Origin of the sequence: Pseudomonas inefficax, assembly GCF_032164165.1 — a bacterium.
Classification (GTDB): Bacteria; Pseudomonadota; Gammaproteobacteria; order Pseudomonadales; family Pseudomonadaceae; genus Aquipseudomonas; species Aquipseudomonas inefficax.
The window spans coordinates 201155-218055 of record NZ_CP134401.1 but is presented as its reverse complement, the minus strand read 5'-3'; the positions used below and the strand labels follow the sequence as shown (position 1 = coordinate 218055).

16 protein-coding genes are annotated in these 16901 nt (G+C 64.3%); 7 read left to right on the top strand and 9 right to left on the bottom strand.

Annotated elements, in window-relative coordinates; translation table 11 throughout:
• Positions 1-117 precede the first annotated feature (117 nt).
• The 6 genes from RIN61_RS00960 to RIN61_RS00935 all read right to left on the bottom strand — a co-directional run bounded on the left by RIN61_RS00960 (position 118) and on the right by RIN61_RS00935 (position 5526).
• Positions 118-603 (bottom strand): flavin reductase family protein, encoded by a 486-nt coding sequence (locus RIN61_RS00960; RefSeq protein WP_112252637.1) that lies wholly within the window; start codon positions 601-603, stop codon positions 118-120.
• A gap of 12 nt (positions 604-615) precedes the next feature.
• Positions 616-2097, bottom strand: a complete 1482-nt coding sequence (locus RIN61_RS00955; protein WP_112252636.1) for an aldehyde dehydrogenase — start codon at positions 2095-2097, stop codon at positions 616-618.
• Complete coding sequence (locus RIN61_RS00950) at positions 2094-2927, bottom strand: alpha/beta fold hydrolase (RefSeq protein WP_112252635.1); 834 nt, start codon at positions 2925-2927, stop codon at positions 2094-2096. The genes RIN61_RS00955 and RIN61_RS00950 overlap by 4 nt, the downstream gene beginning before the upstream one ends.
• Before the next feature lie 68 nt (positions 2928-2995).
• Positions 2996-3592, bottom strand: coding sequence for an amino acid synthesis family protein (locus tag RIN61_RS00945; protein WP_003258678.1), 597 nt, complete (start codon positions 3590-3592; stop codon positions 2996-2998).
• A 332-nt stretch (positions 3593-3924) separates the two neighbouring features.
• Positions 3925-4965, bottom strand: coding sequence for an LLM class flavin-dependent oxidoreductase (locus RIN61_RS00940; protein ID WP_112252634.1), 1041 nt, complete (start codon positions 4963-4965; stop codon positions 3925-3927).
• Positions 4966-5040: 75 nt separating this feature from the next.
• Positions 5041-5526 carry a flavin reductase family protein gene (locus RIN61_RS00935; protein ID WP_112252633.1) on the bottom strand — a complete coding sequence of 162 codons (486 nt, stop codon included), beginning with the start codon at positions 5524-5526 and terminating at the stop codon, positions 5041-5043.
• Positions 5527-5843: 317 nt separating this feature from the next.
• Between RIN61_RS00935 and RIN61_RS00930 the strand changes: the two genes are divergently transcribed.
• A complete protein-coding gene (locus RIN61_RS00930; protein ID WP_313855306.1) occupies positions 5844-7250 on the top strand; it encodes a purine-cytosine permease family protein in 1407 nt (468 codons plus the stop codon).
• A gap of 137 nt (positions 7251-7387) precedes the next feature.
• Here the strand turns inward: RIN61_RS00930 and RIN61_RS00925 are convergent, their stop codons facing one another.
• On the bottom strand, positions 7388-9013 hold the full coding sequence (locus tag RIN61_RS00925; protein WP_112252630.1) for a methyl-accepting chemotaxis protein: 1626 nt from the start codon (positions 9011-9013) through the stop codon (positions 7388-7390).
• 230 nt (positions 9014-9243) lie between these two features.
• On the bottom strand, positions 9244-10446 hold the full coding sequence (locus RIN61_RS00920; protein ID WP_112252629.1) for an NAD(P)/FAD-dependent oxidoreductase: 1203 nt from the start codon (positions 10444-10446) through the stop codon (positions 9244-9246).
• Between the two features lie 259 nt (positions 10447-10705).
• On the opposite strand from RIN61_RS00920, the gene RIN61_RS00915 reads away from it, so the two are divergent.
• On the top strand, positions 10706-11245 hold the full coding sequence (locus RIN61_RS00915; RefSeq protein ID WP_112252628.1) for an RrF2 family transcriptional regulator: 540 nt from the start codon (positions 10706-10708) through the stop codon (positions 11243-11245).
• A gap of 117 nt (positions 11246-11362) precedes the next feature.
• On the opposite strand, the gene RIN61_RS00910 is transcribed toward RIN61_RS00915, so the two are convergent.
• Positions 11363-12274, bottom strand: coding sequence for an AraC family transcriptional regulator (locus tag RIN61_RS00910; RefSeq protein ID WP_112252627.1), 912 nt, complete (start codon positions 12272-12274; stop codon positions 11363-11365).
• Positions 12275-12376: 102 nt separating this feature from the next.
• On the opposite strand from RIN61_RS00910, the gene RIN61_RS00905 reads away from it, so the two are divergent.
• The 5 genes from RIN61_RS00905 (at position 12377) to RIN61_RS00885 (ending at position 16866) form a co-directional block, all read left to right on the top strand.
• On the top strand, positions 12377-12937 hold the full coding sequence (locus RIN61_RS00905; RefSeq protein WP_112252626.1) for a carboxymuconolactone decarboxylase family protein: 561 nt from the start codon (positions 12377-12379) through the stop codon (positions 12935-12937).
• A gap of 99 nt (positions 12938-13036) precedes the next feature.
• The gene (locus tag RIN61_RS00900) at positions 13037-14101 is read left to right on the top strand and encodes an acyl-CoA dehydrogenase family protein (protein WP_112252625.1); all 1065 of its coding nucleotides are present in this window, start codon (positions 13037-13039) and stop codon (positions 14099-14101) included.
• Positions 14098-14919: an ABC transporter ATP-binding protein gene (locus RIN61_RS00895; protein WP_054572569.1), complete on the top strand. Its 822-nt coding sequence runs from the start codon at positions 14098-14100 to the stop codon at positions 14917-14919. Before RIN61_RS00900 ends, RIN61_RS00895 begins: the two co-directional genes overlap by 4 nt.
• Positions 14906-16111, top strand: coding sequence for an ABC transporter substrate-binding protein (locus RIN61_RS00890; RefSeq protein WP_112252623.1), 1206 nt, complete (start codon positions 14906-14908; stop codon positions 16109-16111). The genes RIN61_RS00895 and RIN61_RS00890 overlap by 14 nt, the downstream gene beginning before the upstream one ends.
• The gene (locus RIN61_RS00885; RefSeq protein ID WP_112252622.1) at positions 16111-16866 is read left to right on the top strand and encodes an ABC transporter permease; all 756 of its coding nucleotides are present in this window, start codon (positions 16111-16113) and stop codon (positions 16864-16866) included. The genes RIN61_RS00890 and RIN61_RS00885 overlap by 1 nt, the downstream gene beginning before the upstream one ends.
• Positions 16867-16901 lie beyond the last annotated feature (35 nt).

The following is a 16901-nucleotide window of genomic DNA, read 5'->3' as shown; positions in this document are numbered from 1 at the left end:
GTTGGCTTCTTCGCGGGTGAACCCGCTCCCACAGGTACTGCACAGGTTTCAGCATCTGTGCGATCCCTGTGGGAGCGGGTTTACCCGCGAAGAAGCCAACGCCGAGCTCAAGGTCTATCAGCCCAGGGGCGGCAGGGCGCCCAGCTTGCCCTTGTGGTACACCATCGGCGTTACCGGTTCGGCCGGCAGCACCAGGTTCTTCACCGCACCGACGATAATCGCGTGGTCACCGCCGTCGTACTCGCGCCACAGTTCGCACTCGATGATCGCCGTGGCCTTGGCCAGCAGCGGGTTGCCCAGCTCGCTCAGGTGCCAGTCGATGCCGTTGGCCTTGTCCTTGCCCTTGCCGGCGAAGGCATAGGCCTCGGCGGTCTGGTCGGCGGACAGCAGGTGAATCGCGAACTGCTTGCTGTCACGCAGGATGGGGTAGGTGTCGGAGGCGTAGTTGGGGCAGAACAACACTAGCGCCGGGTCGATCGACAGCGCGCTGAACGCGCTGGCAGTGATGCCGACGATGCCACCGTCGGCGTCGAGGGTGGTGACCACCGTGACGCCGGACGGGAAGGAGCCCATCACGTCTTTGTAGATGCCTGGTTCGATCATGGGCGCAATCTCCTAGCGCATGACAAAGGGGTCGGGCATGGGCGCGGTGGACAGGTTGATCCACACCGTCTTCAGCTCGGTATAGGCCAGCACCGAATCGATGCCGCTCTCGCGGCCGTAGCCGCTGTTCTTGAACCCACCGATCGGCGCCATGGCCGATACGGCACGGTAGGTGTTGACCCAGATGATCCCCGAACGCACGTCGCGGGCCAGGCGGTGGGCACGGCCCAGGTCGCGAGTCCAGATGCCGGCGGCCAGGCCGAACTGCGAGTCGTTGGCGATGGCCAGGGCTTCTTCCTCGGTCTTGAAGCGGATTACCGCGGCAACCGGGCCGAACACCTCTTCCTGCATGATGGTCATCGAATTGCTGTCGCACTCGAACAGGGTCGGCTCGTAGAACCAGCCGTCACCCTCGACCTCGGCACGCTTGCCGCCCATGTGCAGCTTGGCGCCTTCGGCCTTGGCCGCGGCCACCAGGCCTTCGACCACTGCCAGCTGTTGCGCGGTAGCCATGGGGCCCATTTCGCTGGCGTCGTCCTGCGGGTTGCCGATGCGGATACGCTTGGCACGGGCGATCAGGCGTTCGACGAACTCGTCGAAGATTTCGTCCTGCACCAGCAGGCGCGAGCCGGCCACGCAGCTTTGCCCGGAGGCGGCATAGATGCCGGCCACGGCGCCGTTGATGGCGCTGTCCAGGTCGGCGTCGGCGAAGATGATGTTCGGCGACTTGCCGCCCAGCTCCAGCGACAGCTTGGCGAAGTTCTCGGCGCTGCTGCGCACCACGTGGCGGGCGGTGGCGGCACCGCCAGTGAAGGCGATCTTGCGCACCAGCGGGTGACGGGTCAGCGCCGCGCCGGTGCTGGGGCCGTAGCCGGTGACCACGTTGACCACACCGGCCGGGAAGCCGGCCTCGAGGGCCAGGCGGGCCAGTTCGAGGATGGTCGCCGAGGCGTGCTCGGACGGTTTGAGCACGATGGTGTTGCCGGCGGCCAGGGCCGGGGCGAGCTTGATTGCGGTGAGGTACAGCGGGCTGTTCCACGGGATGATCCCGGCCACCACGCCGATCGGCTCGTGCACGGTGTAGGCGAACAGGTCGGGCTTGTCCAGCGGCAGGGTGCCGCCTTCAAGCTTGTCGGCAAGGCCTGCGGTGTAGTGGAAGAACTCTGGCAGGTAGCCGACCTGGCCGCGGGTTTCGCGGATCAGCTTGCCATTGTCACGGCTTTCCAGCTGGGCCAGGTGTTCCTTGTTTTCGGCAATCAGGTCACCCAGGCGACGCAGCAGCTTGCCGCGCGCGGTGGCGGTGATGCTGCGCCATTGCTTGCTGTCGAAGGCGCGCTGGGCGGCTTGCACGGCCAGCTCCACATCGGCCTCGTCGGCGTCGGGCAGTTGCGCCCAGGCCTGGGCGGTGGCCGGGTTGAGGCTGTCGAAGGTCTTGCCGCTCTGGGCATCGCGCCATTGGCCGTCGATGCACATCTGGAAACGAACGAGGGTCATGCAACAATCCCCTTGGCGGATTCGGTGAGGGTGCGGGCTTGCGCGAGGAAGTCCAGCAGCATCTTGTTGACTTCACGCGGTGCTTCCACTGGCATCATATGCCGTTGCTCGGCGAGGACCACGCTGCGTGCACCAGGAATGCTGGCGGCGAGCTGGCGGGTCATGGCCGGGGTGGAGCCCGAGTCGAGTTCGCCAGTGGCGATCAGCGTCGGTACCTGGATACTGGCCAGGTCGGCGGCGCGGTACATGTCCTGGGTGGCGAACAGCGAATAAGTGGTGTGGTAGCCCTGCGGGTCGTTGCTCGCCAGCACCTGGCGAATGGCGGCGACCTGCGCCGGGTTGGCAGCCTTGTATTCGCGGCTGAACCAGCGGTCGAGCGCGGCGTCGACGTTGGCGTCGGGGCCCATCTGCGCAGCCTGGGCGGCGCGGGCGATAACCCCGGCACTCTGCTCGGGGGTGCGGTTGAACACGCTGTTGAGCACTACCAGTGCCGCCAGGCGTTGTGGGTAGCCGAGGGCGAACGCCCGGGCGACCAGGCCGCCCATGGAGAAGCCGATCACGGTGGCTTGCGCGATCTGCAGGTGGTCGAGCAGTTCGGCGAGCTGGGCGGCATAGCCTTCCAGGCCGATGTCGGCGGCTGGCAGCGCGCTCTGGCCGTGGCCGAGCATGTCGTAGGCGATGACGCGGTAGTCATTGGCCAGGCCAACGAACTGACCGCCCCACATTTCCTTGTTCAGGCCCACGCCGTGGATCAGTACCACGGGTTGGCCCTGGCCGACGGACAGGTAGCTGGTGCCGGCGGGTGTGCGTTCAGCGACAGGCTGAATCATGGAGGGCGCTCCTTGAAGGTCGGGCGCGGCGGGTAAGCACGCCACGCCCCGGCCCGTCTTGGTTGTTGTTATTGAGCGTTGGCTTTTTCGGCAGCCAGTTCTTCCAGGTCGATGTAGCGGTTGCCGATGCGCGGGTGCAGGCGGCCACCGTCGGAGGCGCCCAGGACCACGACGATTTCATCGGCGCGCGGGGCGTCTTCGATCTGCATTTCCAGGGTGATGTAGTGCGAACGCAGGCCTTCGTCGTCCTTCTGCATCATCGGGATCTGGATCGAAGTGCCCGGGCCACCGCGCTTGTTGGTGAAGCTCAGGTAGCTCTTGGCCTGTACCGCTTCGCGGTAGTGGTTGCCGAAGCGCAGGGTGTGGATTACTGCCGAGGCGTGTTCGATTTCGCCGTCGGCACCAACGACTGCGGCCTTGCCGTAGGCTTCGATCTTGTCGGCGCCGCCGATGGCTGCGGTCAGGCGCTCGACCATCAGGGCACCCAGGTCCGAGCAGTTGGCACGGATTTCCGGCTTCAGATCTTCAACAAAACCGCGCCCGGCCCATGGGTTCTTGATCACGACGGCCAGGCCGACCATGGTCACCGGCTTGTCGGTGGCCTTGCCGCCTTCGATGCGGGTCTCTTCGGAGTAGGTGACGATCTTGCGGATTTCGAAACTCATGGGTGGCTCCTGGTGAGGGTTATCAGCTCTTGTTGTCTGATGGTATACCATAATATTTGTTGTGCAAGAGGCGGCTGGAAATTTCTCTTGCGGGGGGACGAAAGGTGGGCTGATGCCTTGATTTTTGTGCTGTCTGTACCGGCCTCTCGCGGGTGAACCCGCTCCCACAGGTACCCCACAGGTTTCATGGTCTGCGCCAGTCCTGTGGGAGTGGGTTTACCCGCGAAGAGGCCGGTATAGGCAACGGATCAATACTCAAAAAAAGCCCGCTCACGCGGGCCACAGGGCCCACGGGAGCGGGCGTGTCCCGCAATGTTCCAGGCAATGGGAAATCAGGCGAACGCCGGCACCACTTCCTTGATGAACAGCTCCAGCGATTTCTTCTTCTCGGCGTGGGGCAGGCTGTTGTCGCACCAGAAGCTGAACTCGTCGACGCCGAGTTCCTGGTAGTACCTGATACGCGCGATGATCTCTTCCGGCGTGCCGATCATGGTGTTCTTGCGGATGTTCTCCAGCTCGAACGCCGGCACTTCGGCGAACTTCGATTCCGGGCTTGGCTCGAGGAAGCCGTTGACCGGGGTGGTCTTGTTGCCGAACCAGGCATCGAAGGTGCGGTAGAAGCGCGAGATGGCCTGGGCGCCGACTTTCCAGCCTTCCGGCTCGGCCGGGCTGTGCACGTGGGTGTGGCGCAGCACCATCAGTTGCGGGCGCGGCACGCCCGGGTTGTTGTCCAGTGCAGCCTGGAACTTGTTCTTCAGGTCCAGCACTTCCTCGTCACCCTTCATCAGCGGGGTGACCATGACGTTGCAGCCATTGGCCACGGCGAAGTTGTGCGAGTCCGGGTCGCGGGCGGCGATCCACATCGGTGGGGTGGCGTTGAATGGCTTCGGCACGCTGGTGGAGGTCGGGAACTTGTAGACTTCGCCGTCATGGGCGTAGTCGCCTTCCCACAGCTTGCGCACCACCGGCACCATTTCGCGCAGGGCCTTGCCGCCGTCGGTGGCCGGCATGCCACCAGCCATGCGGTCGAATTCGAACTGGTAGGCGCCACGGGCCAGGCCCACTTCCATGCGGCCGTTGCTGATCACATCGAGCAGGGCGCATTCGCCCGCCACACGGATCGGGTTCCAGAACGGCGCGATGATGGTGCCGGCGCCCAGGCGGATCTTGTCGGTGCGCGCAGCCAGGTAGGCCAGCAGCGGCATCGGGCTTGGTGAGATGGTGTATTCCATGGCGTGGTGTTCGCCGATCCACACGGTGCTGAAACCGCCGTTCTCGGCCATCAAGGTCAGTTCGGTCAGGTCTTCGAACAGCTGGCGGTGGCTGACCTGTTCATCCCAACGTTCCATGTGCACGAACAACGAAAATTTCATGGGGCTTTCCTCAACGCTTGAAAGGGGCTGGCGCCTGGCAGGGTTGGCGCCAGCGGTCTCGATTCAGAACAGGCTTCAGGCAAAGGCCGGCAGGCTGGCCATTTTGCCGCGGCAATACACCATCGGCCGTGGCGCCTCTGCAGGGACGATCAGGTTGTGCACCTTGCCGACCATGATGGCGTGATCGCCACCTTCATACTCGCGCCACAGTTCGCATTCGATGACCGCGGTGGCACCGGCCAGGATCGGGTTGCCCAGTTCGCTCAGGGACCACTCGATACCGCTGGCCTTGTCCTTGCCCTTCTTGGCGAACGCGTAGGCTTCGGCCTGCTGTTCACCGGACAACAGATGAATGGCGAAGCGCTTCTGCCTGATCAGCACGGGGTAGGAGTCGGAGGTGTAGTTGGGGCAGAACAGCACCAGCGGCGGGTCCATCGACAGGGAGGAGAAGGCGCTGGCGGTCAGGCCGACGACCGAGCCGTCGTCGTCCTGGGTAGTGATGACGGTAACGCCGGACGGGAAGGAGCCCAGAACCTGCTTGTAGATGGTTGCGTCGATCATCTGGTGTACCTCTATAGGGCTGCGGTGGTCCGCGGTTTTTATCGTTGATGTGTCTGATGGTATACCGTAATACCTATTTTGCAAGCGGAATTTTCAAGCAAGGGTATTGCGCGATGAACGGCTCAAGCCCACGTATACCGTGCGTTTGAGCGGTGTGGCGGTTTGCCGCAGGGCTTGCGCGAGCGGATCAGTGGGCGTTTTTTCCTACGGATCAGTGTTGTCAAAAGTTTGGAATACCATAATATGGTCCGCAGCTGAGAGGCCGCCTAGATGCGGTTTCCTTACAAAGATAAAAACGACCTTTCGAGCTGAATCCTATGTCCCAACCGTCGTCGCAACACCAGTTTGTCGAGAATCACACGGTCGATTACGTTCCACCTGCCGAGCGCCACGGGAAGGCGCGCGACCTGTTCACCCTCTGGTTCAGTACCAACATCGCGCCACTGCCCATCGTCACCGGTGCCATGGTGGTCCAGGTGTTCAACCTGAACCTGTTGTGGGGCTTGGTCGCCATCGTGCTGGGCCATCTGGTCGGGGGCGTGGTCATTGCCCTTGCCTCTGCGCAGGGACCGCAGCTGGGCATTCCGCAGATGGTGCAGAGCCGCGGCCAGTTCGGCCGCTACGGTGCCTTGCTGATCGTGTTCTTCACCGCGCTGATCTATGTCGGCTTCTTCATTTCCAATATTGTCCTGGCGGGCAAGACCATTCACGGCATTGCCCCGAGCGTGCCGATGCCGGGCGCGATCGTGATCGGTGCGCTGAGTGCCACCGCCATCGGCGTGATCGGCTACCGTTTCATCCATATCCTCAACCGCATCGGTACCTGGGTGATGGGTTCGGCGCTGCTGGCCGGCTTCATCATGATGTTCGCCCAGGAACTGCCGGCCGACTTCTTCAGCCGTGGCGCGTTCAACCTGTCGGGCTTCATCGCCACCGTGTCGCTGGGCACCATCTGGCAGATCAGCTTCTCGCCGTACACCTCCGACTACTCGCGCTACCTGCCGCGTGAAGTGGGCATTGCCAAGCCGTTCTGGGCCACCTACTTCGGCGCTACCCTGGGCACCATCCTGTGCTTCAGCTTTGGTGCGGTGGCGGTGCTGTGCGTGCCGGAAGGTACCGATGCGATGGATGCGGTAAAGCAGGCCACCGGCTGGCTGGGCCCGATCCTGATGGTGCTGTTCCTGCTCAACATCATCAGCCACAACGCGCTCAACCTGTATGGTGCGGTGCTGTCGATCGTGACCGCGATCCAGACCTTCATTGCCGAGTGGACACCGAGCATCAAGGTGCGGGTGGTGCTGGCTGGGGTGATTCTGGTGGGCTGCGGCATGGTGGCGCTGAATGCATCGGCGGACTTCATCGGCCAGTTCATCGGCTTGATCCTGGCGCTGCTGCTGGTGCTGGTGCCATGGGCGTCGATCAACCTGATCGACTTCTACCTGATCAAGAAGGGCCAGTACGATATCGCCTCGATCTTCAGGGCCGACGGCGGCGTCTATGGCCGCTTCAACCACCACGCGATCGTTGCCTATGCCTGCGGCATCCTGGTGCAGTTGCCGTTTGCCAATACGTCGCTGTATGTGGGGCCGTACTCCAATATCGTCGAAGGGGCTGACCTTTCGTGGCTGTTCGGCCTGCTGGTGACGGTGCCGCTGTATTACTGCCTGGCGACCCGGGGCAAGGCTGCCGAGAAGGCGGGGCGGGTCGTGAGTGTGAATGACTGATAGAGCGTTGTTGCTGTAACCGGGGCTGCGTTGCAGCCCATTCGCAGCACAAGGCTGCTCCTGCAAGGGAATCACGATGCATGTAGGAGCAGCCTTGTGCTGCGAATGGGCCGCAACGCGGCCCCGGCTATTTCAGCTCAAACCTTGAACTGCGCCACCAGGCCATTCAGGTCCACCGCCAACCGCGACAGATCCTGCGCCGCCGCACTGGTCTGGTTGGCCCCCGCCGAGGTCTGCATCGCCAGGTCGCGGATGTTCACCAGGTTGCGGTCCACCTCCCGCGCCACCTGCGCCTGTTCCTCCGAGGCGCTGGCAATCACCAGGTTGCGCTGGTTGATCGAGGCTATCGCCTCGGCAATCACCTCCAGCGCCTGACCGGCGCCTTGCGCCACCTCGAGCGTGCCGCTGGCGCGGCCCTGGCTGCTGTGCATCGCCGTCACCGCCCGCTCGGTACCGTTCTGGATACCGGCAATCATCTGCTCGATCTCTGCGGTCGACTGCTGGGTGCGGTGGGCGAGGGCGCGTACCTCATCGGCAACCACCGCAAAGCCACGGCCCGCCTCGCCGGCGCGGGCCGCTTCGATGGCGGCATTCAGCGCCAGCAGGTTGGTCTGCCCGGCAATCGCGCCAATCACGTCCAGCACACGGCTGATCTCGTTGGCATTGTTGGCCAGCTGTTCGATCTCGGCCGAGGTGCCGGTCACGTCAGCCACCAGATGCTGGATGGAAGCCAGCGCCTGGTTGACCCGGTCGCGGCCATCACGGGTGGTCTGGTCGGCACCCTTCGAGGCGTCGGCGGTGCTCACGGCGTTGTTCGCCACTTCCTCGACCGCCGCAGTCATCTGGTTGACCGCGGTGGCCGCCTGGTCGATCTCCGCGCTTTGCTGGTGCAGACCGCGGCTGGTGTCTTCGGTGACGGTGTGCAGTTCCTCCGAAGCCGAGGCCAACTGGTCGGACGAGGCGGCGATCTGGCGGATGGTGTCGCGCAGGCTGCCCTGCATGCGGCCCAGGGCGCGCAGCAGCAAGGCAGGCTCGTCGCGGCCGACTACACGGATGTCCTGGGTCAGGTCGCCGGTCGCCACGCGTTCGGCCACGCTCACTGCATCGGCCAGCGGCACGACGATGCTGTGGGTGAGCACGGTGGCAAGGGCGACCAGCGCCAGCATGATCACCAGCAGCGAGACAATGATCGCGATGAACGCCTCGTCAGCCACGTCGCTGCTGCGCTGCGAGGCTTGTTCGGCACCTTTGCCGTTGTAGGCGATCAGCGCCGCCATGGCTTGCATCATGCTGTCGGCGCGCTGGCTCAGAGGGCCGGTGATCTGCTGCTTTGCGTCTTCCATGCGGCCAGCAGCAATGTCCTGCAGCACGCGTGTCTGCAGTTCGAGGTATTGCTGGTGCGCGCTATCGAAGGTGTCGAACAGGGCGCGGTCATCGGCGGCGGTGATGGTGCCTTGGTATGCCTTCAGGCCATCCTTCATCTTGGCATTGGTATCGTCGAGCAGCTGCAGGTTGCGGTTGCGTTCGCTGGGGTTGTTGTCCAGTGCGGTACGCAGGGTGAGGGCGCGGGAGCGGCCAAGATTGCTGCTGATCTCGCTCAGTGCCACCACGGCGGGCATCCAGTTGACCCGGATTTCGTCCGTGGCCTTGTCCATCTGCCGGGTTTCGTAAAGTGCGGCAAGGCCCATGAACAGGACCAGGATGCCCAACAGGGCGAACACGCAGGCAGCGCGAATGCCGATCTTCAAATTCCTTGATTGCATGACATGCTCCTTGATGGTGGCGTGCAGGCCTCAGGAGCTTGGGCGGATGGCCGGGTCACCGGAAGTGGCGCCAGGCTCTGGAAGCGCTGCGGATTCAGTTGTGTGCCTCACCTCTTGATTTCTTTTTGTCTTGAATGATGCCATATGGCCATCATTCTCGAAAGGTCATTTCATGTCATGACACTAATTGACAAAACCGCCATCAGGCGGCGGTTTTGTCAGGTTTATGGTCAAGCGATCGCGATCAGCGGGTCGGCAGCGGCCAGTGCCAGGGCGCGATCGGCCGCTGGCGGGTAGATCCATACCGAGTTGATCTGGCGCTTGAGGTCTTTGCCTTCCTGGCCATGCAGTTTCAGTTCGCGTTCCCAACCCTCGCTGTAGGCCGCGCCCCATTCGCCCAGGTCCAGGCAAGTGACGTACTTGGGCTGGCGGTACAACACCGGCTGCAGGCCGAGCAGGTCAGCCGCTGCGTTGTTGCCGGAGTGGCGGCCCATGGGGATGGCGTGCTGGCAGGTCATCAGGGCGTGGTTGCCCAGCTCGTCCACAGCGGCCCAGGCGGTGTCGCCCGTGGCGTACACATGGTCCTGGCCCAGCACCTTCAGGTGGTCGTCCACTTTCAGCCGGCCGAAGTTGTCACGCTCGCCGGCAACCTGTGCAGTCAACGGGCTGGCCTTGACGCCAACGGTCCAGATCACGGTGTTGCTGGCGATATGGTCGCCGTTGTCCAAGGTAACGCCACCGGCATCGACGGCCACCACCGAAGCCCCGGCCTTCCACTCGACCCCGGCCTGTTTGCAGGCGGCGATGATCGACGGCGTGATACCCGCGCCCAGCGCCGCGCCAACGTGCGCACCGCGGTCGACCACCACCACCCGCAATGCTGCACTGGCGCCAAGGATGGCACGCAGGCGGGCAGGCATTTCCGTGGCCGTTTCAATACCTGTGAAGCCACCACCGCAAACCACCACAGTGTTGCGTGCGGGCGAAGCGGGCAGGGCGGCCAGGCCGACCAGGTGCTGTTCCAGGCGCATGGCCGATTCCATCTGGTCGACATCGAATGCATGTTCGGCCAGGCCAGGCACTGCCGGGCGTGCGACCTGGCTGCCAGCGGCGAGGATCAGGCGGTCGTAGGCGATCTGTTGGCGGTGCCCCTGGGCGTCGGTGTAGCTGACGCTGCGCCCTTCGGTATCGATGCTGTCGGCGTTGCCCGGAATGAAATGAATGCCCACGGCTTCGAACAGCTCGCCCAGCGGGGCCTTCATGCCGTGCACGTCGGCCTCGTAGAAGCGTGGGCGGATACGCAGTTCAGGCTGCGGAGCAAGGACGCTGATGCTGATGTCGGCACGCTGGGCCTGATCGAGCAGGCGCGCAGCGCTCAGGGCGCTCCATACACCGGCAAAGCCGGCACCGATGATGAGGATGTTCGAGTTCATGAAGGTGCTCCGCAAGGTTCGAAAGGGGGCTTCGAGGGCGGGTTGTGTGCCTCTCGAGTAACTACGACTGTATTGATCGTAGTTTGTGCCTGCAAGTCTTTTTTTCAGAAGGGCGACACTTCGCACCGCCATTTCCTGGCCGGAACAGCCGTATTTACTGGAATAAATGGATGAAAGCGGCCGGCCGTCGGCAGCTGCGCACTTTGCGGAGCAGGTACTACAGGCGTATCATTTGCGACAAGATTGGTCGGAGATAGATATGTCGCTCTACAGTGCTGGCGTCGAATACGGTATCCATTGCCTGCTGTTCCTGGTGGACGAGCGGGGCGACTCGCGCGAGTCCAGCGTGCGCGACCTGGCCGAGTTGCAGGGGGTGCCCCAGGAGTACCTGGCCAAGGTCTTCACCAAGCTGGCCCGTGCCGGGCTGGTGGCTGCCACCGAGGGCGTGCGCGGTGGCTTCCGGCTGGCGCGGCCGTCGGATGAAATCACCGTGCTGGATATCGTCAATGCCATCGACGGGCCGAAGAAGATCTTCGACTGCCGCGAAATTCGCGAACGTTGCAGCCTGTTCGAGGGTTCGCCGCCGGCTTGGGCGACCGAGGGCATGTGCGCGATCCATGCGGTGATGCTGGGGGCGCAAAAGCGCATGGAAGAGGCCCTGGCGCAGCAGACCATCCTTGACTTGGCGCGGCGGTTCGGGCGCAAGGCGCCGGCCGAGTTCGGGCAGAAGGTCAATGCGTGGATGGGTGAGCGGCGGGAGGGTAAAGGGGCAGGAGATATTCCGCTCACCGAGGTCTGAATTGTCGCCCGCGCTGGCCTCTTCGCGGGTAAACCCGCTCCCACAGGTACCCCACAAGTTTCAGAGATTGTGATACCCCTGTGGGAGCGGGTTCACCCGCGAAGAGGCCAGTGCAGGCTAACGCCCTTCATGCTGCCGCCGATACGCCCCCGGCTGCACCCCCACCGCCTTGGCAAACGCCCGGGTAAACGCCGCCACCGACTGATACCCCACCTGCGCCCCCACCTGCTCCACGGTATGCCCCGCCCGCAGCAACTGGCTGGCATGGCGCATGCGCAACGCCAGCAGTACTTGCCCAGGCGACTGTCCGGCCAGTTCGTTGAAACGCTTGAAAAACGCCGACCGCGACAACCCCGTGCAGGCGGCCATGCTTTCCAGCGTCCACGCATGCCCCGGTTGCTCGATCAACTGCTCCAGCAACCCGGCAAACGCCGGTTGCCGGGCGAGGGCGACCAGCCCGCCCAATGGCTGCTCGGCATGCACCTGTTGGCGTAGCACATACAGGAACAACAAGTGCGTCAGCCGCTCCAGCAACGTCTGTGACGGCCCGGCGGCGCGCCGGCATTCCTCCAGAATGAGCTCGAACAACGCCCGCGCTGCATGGCCGGCCGGTTCATCGGCGCGTAGCAATATCCAGTCGGCCAGGCCGTCGACGATCAGCGCCGACAAGCCCGGCCTGAAGTGGAAGAAACCACATACCAGCCCCACGCCATCGACCGCGTCGACGTCCATGGCCTGCATCTGCTGGCGCGGCTGGGTGCAGGCACTGGCCGGGTCCTGGTCGCTGGCCAGGCGATAGCCGAGGTCGCGCAACAGGAACACCGCATCGCCGGCCTCCAGGCGCAGTGCCTCGGGCTGGCCGTCGATGTGCAGCCAGCAATGCCCTTGCACCACCAAGTGGAAGCTGGCCCTGCCCATGCCTTCGGTGCTGGCGTGCCAGCCGCCGCAGTAGCGGCCTACATGGAACAGGCTGGCATCGAGCTCCAGGCCCTCTAATAACCAATCGACAAGGTGGCTGGATGAAATCATCTAATGCAAAGACTCTAGAGCAAGGAAAGGCGACTGATGAATATGGAGGGTAGTTCTTATAACCAACAGACTGTAGTGACACCCATCAAAGGAGACTACTCCATGTCCGCGCGCATTACTTTACACACGCTGCAAAGCGCCCCGGAAGCGGCCCGCCCGTTCCTCGAGAACGCGCAGAAGAATTCCGGCTTCATCCCCAACCTGCTGGGCGTGCTGGCCAATGCCCCGGCGGCGCTGGAAACCTACGTGACCGTTTCGGCACTCAACGGCAAATCCGAACTGAGCCTGGCCGAGCGTGAAGTGGTGCAGCTGATTGCCGCCACCCAGCATGGCTGCGACTTCTGCGTGGCCGGCCACACGGCCGTGGCCCTGAACAAGGCCAAGCTGCCGCAGGAGGTGGTCGATGCCCTGCGTGCCCGTGGCGAGCTGCCCGATGCCCGTTATGAAGCCCTGGCCGCGTTCGCCCGCGAAGTCATCGCCACCCGTGGCAATGTCAGCGAGGACACTTACCAGGCCTTCCGCGCCGCCGGCTTCAGTGAAGGCAACGCCCTGGAGGTGATTCTGGGCGTAAGCCTCGCAACCCTGTGCAACTTTGCTAATGTGTTCGCCCAGACGCCGCTCAATGACGAGCTCGGCAAGTACCGCTGGCAGCCATCTGCATAGACCCTGTTTGCTAGCGGCCATGATGCGGTCGTTGTAGGAGCGGCCTTGTGCCGCGAACGGGCCGCACAGCGGCCCCGGCGTCCCAAAAGGAGCAAGACCATGCAAGATTGTGCATTTCGACACTGGCTGGATGCCAATGCCGAGGCCATTGACCGGGGCCACTGCGAGCCGCAGCTGGTACTGGCGCAAATCGCCGAATCGCAGCTGCTGCGCGTCGGTGTCGACCCGGCCCTGGGCGGCACGGGCGGGCAAGTGACCAACGCGGTCGAGGCCATCGCCGCAATCGCCAGCCGCTCGCTGGCAGCGGCGTTCGTCTGCTGGGGCCAGCGCGCCTTCATCGAATACCTGCTGCACAGCCCCAACCAGCCCCTGCGCGAGCACCTGTTGCCGCGCCTGCTGACTGGCGAACTGGCCGGCGCCACCGGGCTGTCCAACGCCATGAAGTTCCTGTCCGGCATCGAAGCGCTGCAGGTGCGCGGCCGCCCGGCAGCCGATGGCTGGCAGCTGGAAGGGCGCCTGCACTGGGTGACCAACCTGCGCAAAAGCGGCTTCGTGGTGGCTGCGGCTATCGAAGACGAAGCCGGTGGAGCACCGTTCGTGCTGGCCATTCCATCCGACGCGCAGGGCCTGGAGCGTTCCGACGACCTGCAACTGATGGGCCTGCAGTCGAGCAACACCGCGGCACTGGCCTTCCACCAGGTGCAATTGCAGCGCGGCTGGTTGCTGCACGAAAATGCCCGCGAGTTCCTGCCTCGGGTACGCCCGGCTTTCCTGGCGCTGCAGTGCGGCATGGCCATTGGCCTGGCGCGGCGGGCACTGGCGGAAGTGCAGGCACACCTGCATGGCCGTGCATCCTTCCTCGACGAAGCACGCCAGGTGCTCGGCGAGCGCCTGGAAAACACCGTGAGCGAGCTCAAGCAGGGCCTGCTCGATGGCCGCTTCCAGCAGCAGCCGGCAGCCTTGTTCAAGCTGCGCATCACCCTGGCCGAAAGCGCTGCCGACGCCGTACAGCTAGAGTTGCAGGCCAGTGGTGGCAAGGCTTACCTCAGCGAGTACGGTGAAGGCTTTGCCCGCCGCTGGCGCGAGTCGGCCTTCGTGCCGATCGTCACGCCCAGCCTGGTGCAACTGCGCGCCGAACTGCAACGCCAGGCGGGCGCGGCATGAGCCCAGTGTTGCTCGAAGCCCGCGACATCAGCCTGGGCTATCCGCGCGAGGGTGGCTGGCAGGCGGTGCTGGCGCAGTTCGACCTGCAACTGGCCCCCGGCGAAGTGGTGACCATCCTCGGCCCCAGCGGGGTCGGCAAGTCCAGCCTGCTGCGGGTTCTGGCCGGCCTGCAGCAGCCCCGCGGTGGCAGCGTGACCCTGCACGGCCAACCGCTGCAAGGCCCGCACCCACGCCTGGCGGTGGCCTTCCAGGACCCCAGCCTGTTGCCGTGGTTGAACCTGGAAAAGAACGTCGCCTTCGGCCTGGACTTTGCCCGCCAGCCAAAACTTGCCGCCGCCGAACGGCGCGCGCGCATCGACCATGCGATTGCCGCCGTGGGCCTGGCCCATGCCCGCGGCCAGTACCCGGCGCAGTTGTCTGGCGGCATGGCCCAGCGCACCGCGCTGGCCCGCTGCCTGGCCCGCCAGCCCGAAGTGCTGTTGCTCGACGAGCCGTTCGGCGCGCTGGATGAAGTGACCCGGGCCGACATGCAGCAACTGCTGCTGCAACTTATCGCCACCCACAACACGGCGGCGGTGCTGATCACCCACGATATCGACGAAGCCCTGCTGCTCTCCGACCGGGTACTGCTACTGGGCAACCACCCAGCGCACACCCTCGGCCAGTGGCACATCGACCTGCCGCAACCACGGACGCAGCGGGTCGAGGAGCTGGGCGCCTTGCGCATCGAAATACTCAAAACCCTTCGGCGGGCAAGCCGCACAGTCGAACCTACTCCAACCCCATTGCCCTCGGAGGCTGTCCATGTGCATGGATGACTGCTGTTCCTCTTCTTCGCGTCGCGATTTCCTCAAGCTCGGCGCCATGCTCACGGCTGCCGGTGCACTGCCGTTGCTGTCGAGCCTGCAGGCCCGTGCCGCCGCCGAGCCCGACGCGCCAGTGCGTATCGGCTATCTGCCAATCACTGACGCCACGCCGCTGCTGGTCGCGCACAACAACGGCCTGTTCGAGGCCGAGGGCATCAAGGTCGAGCGCCCGGTGCTGCTGCGCAGCTGGGCCCAGGTGATCGAGGCGTTCATCTCTGGCCAGGTCAATGTCATTCACCTGCTGTCGCCGATGACCGTATGGGCCCGTTACGGCAGCAAGGTGCCGGCCAAGGTGGTGGCCTGGAACCATGTGGGCGGTTCAGGCCTGACCGTGGCCCCGGATATCAACGACATGAAGCAGCTGGGCGGCAAGACCGTGGCCATCCCGTTCTGGTACTCGATCCACAACGTCGTGCTGCAACAGATGCTCAACGACAACGGCCTGACCCCGGTGTCGAAGCCGGCCAATGCGCCACTGGCCGGCAACGAAGTCAACCTGTTGGTATTGCCGCCATCCGACATGCCGCCGGCGCTGGCCAGCAAGCGCATCGCCGGCTATATCGTCGCCGAGCCATTCAACGCCCTGGCCGAGAACCTCAAGGTCGGCCGGGTGCAGCGCTTTACCGGCGATGTGTGGCGCAACCACGCCTGCTGTGTGGTGTTCATGCACGAGCACGACCTGAACAACCGCCCGGAGTGGTCGCAGAAGGTAGTCAACGCCATCGTCAAGGCCCAGCACTGGACCCGTGACCACCGCGCCGAGGCCGCTGCATTGTTGTCCAAAGCCGGCCCCAACAAGTACACCCCGCATGAACCAGCAGTGCTTGGCAAAGTGCTGGCCCCGGCCGCGGAGGACCGTGCCGGTTACATTGCCAGCGGCGCCATTCGCCACCAGCAGTGGGACGAAAAGCGCATCGATTTCCAGCCTTACCCGTTCCCCAGCTACACCGAAGAACTGGTCAAGCGCCTGAAAACCACCCTGATCGAGGGCGATAACGCGTTCCTGGCCGGCCTGGACCCGGCACATACCGCCCGCGATCTGGTCGACGACCGCTTCGTGCGCAACGCCATCGCCAGCGTTGGCGGGCCGTCGGTGTTCGGCATCGCCGATAACTTCGAGCGTAGCGAGGAGTTCGCGGTCTGATGCGCACGCATGTCGTTCATGCCGGCCTGGGGCTGGCCGGGTTGCTGGGTTTGTTGCTGTTGTGGTGGGCCGGTGTCGCGCTGTTCGGCCAGGCCGATGGCTTGTCGGCACGCTTTTCGCCAGCAGCGACCCTGGCCAGCCTGATCGAGTTGCTTGGGCAGGGCGAGGTGTACGGGCATATCTGGGTCAGCCTCAAGCGTATCCTGGTCGGGCTGCTGCTGGCGCTGCTGATCGGCGTGCCACTGGGCTTGCTGGTGGGCAGCTACCGGCACCTGGAGGCGGCGACCACGCCGGCGTTCCAGTTCCTGCGCATGATCTCGCCGCTGTCGTGGATGCCGGTGGTGGTGATGCTGATGGGCGTGGGGGACCAGCCTATCTACTTCCTGCTGGCATTTGCTGCGTTGTGGCCGATCTTGCTGAACACGGCGGCCGGGGTAAGGCAACTGGACCCGCGCTGGTTGCAGTTGAGCCGCAGTTTGAGCGCCACGCGCTGGGAAACCTTGTGCAAGGTGATCGTGCCCGGGGTGATCGGCCATGTGCTGACCGGCGTGCGCCTGGCCATCGGTATACTGTGGATCGTGCTGGTGCCGTGCGAAATGCTCGGGGTCAGTGCTGGGCTGGGGTACTTCATTCTCGATACCCGCGACCGGCTGGCGTATTCCGAGCTGATGGCGATGGTGCTGTTGATCGGGGTGCTGGGGTTCGTGCTGGATGCCCTGGCGCGTGGGCTGCATCGGCGTTGGGTGCATGGCTGACGGGCCGTTGCGGCTTCTTCGCGGGTAAACCCGCT

Coding starts and splice junctions, on each gene's coding strand:
- RIN61_RS00960 (WP_112252637.1), bottom strand. CDS start 603: ATGATCGAACCAGGCATCTACAAAGACGTGATGGGCTCCTTCCCGTCC.
- RIN61_RS00955 (WP_112252636.1), bottom strand. CDS start 2,097: ATGACCCTCGTTCGTTTCCAGATGTGCATCGACGGCCAATGGCGCGAT.
- RIN61_RS00950 (WP_112252635.1), bottom strand. CDS start 2,927: ATGATTCAGCCTGTCGCTGAACGCACACCCGCCGGCACCAGCTACCTG.
- RIN61_RS00945 (WP_003258678.1), bottom strand. CDS start 3,592: ATGAGTTTCGAAATCCGCAAGATCGTCACCTACTCCGAAGAGACCCGC.
- RIN61_RS00940 (WP_112252634.1), bottom strand. CDS start 4,965: ATGAAATTTTCGTTGTTCGTGCACATGGAACGTTGGGATGAACAGGTC.
- RIN61_RS00935 (WP_112252633.1), bottom strand. CDS start 5,526: ATGATCGACGCAACCATCTACAAGCAGGTTCTGGGCTCCTTCCCGTCC.
- RIN61_RS00930 (WP_313855306.1), top strand. CDS start 5,844: ATGTCCCAACCGTCGTCGCAACACCAGTTTGTCGAGAATCACACGGTC.
- RIN61_RS00925 (WP_112252630.1), bottom strand. CDS start 9,013: ATGCAATCAAGGAATTTGAAGATCGGCATTCGCGCTGCCTGCGTGTTC.
- RIN61_RS00920 (WP_112252629.1), bottom strand. CDS start 10,446: ATGAACTCGAACATCCTCATCATCGGTGCCGGCTTTGCCGGTGTATGG.
- RIN61_RS00915 (WP_112252628.1), top strand. CDS start 10,706: ATGTCGCTCTACAGTGCTGGCGTCGAATACGGTATCCATTGCCTGCTG.
- RIN61_RS00910 (WP_112252627.1), bottom strand. CDS start 12,274: ATGATTTCATCCAGCCACCTTGTCGATTGGTTATTAGAGGGCCTGGAG.
- RIN61_RS00905 (WP_112252626.1), top strand. CDS start 12,377: ATGTCCGCGCGCATTACTTTACACACGCTGCAAAGCGCCCCGGAAGCG.
- RIN61_RS00900 (WP_112252625.1), top strand. CDS start 13,037: ATGCAAGATTGTGCATTTCGACACTGGCTGGATGCCAATGCCGAGGCC.
- RIN61_RS00895 (WP_054572569.1), top strand. CDS start 14,098: ATGAGCCCAGTGTTGCTCGAAGCCCGCGACATCAGCCTGGGCTATCCG.
- RIN61_RS00890 (WP_112252623.1), top strand. CDS start 14,906: ATGTGCATGGATGACTGCTGTTCCTCTTCTTCGCGTCGCGATTTCCTC.
- RIN61_RS00885 (WP_112252622.1), top strand. CDS start 16,111: ATGCGCACGCATGTCGTTCATGCCGGCCTGGGGCTGGCCGGGTTGCTG.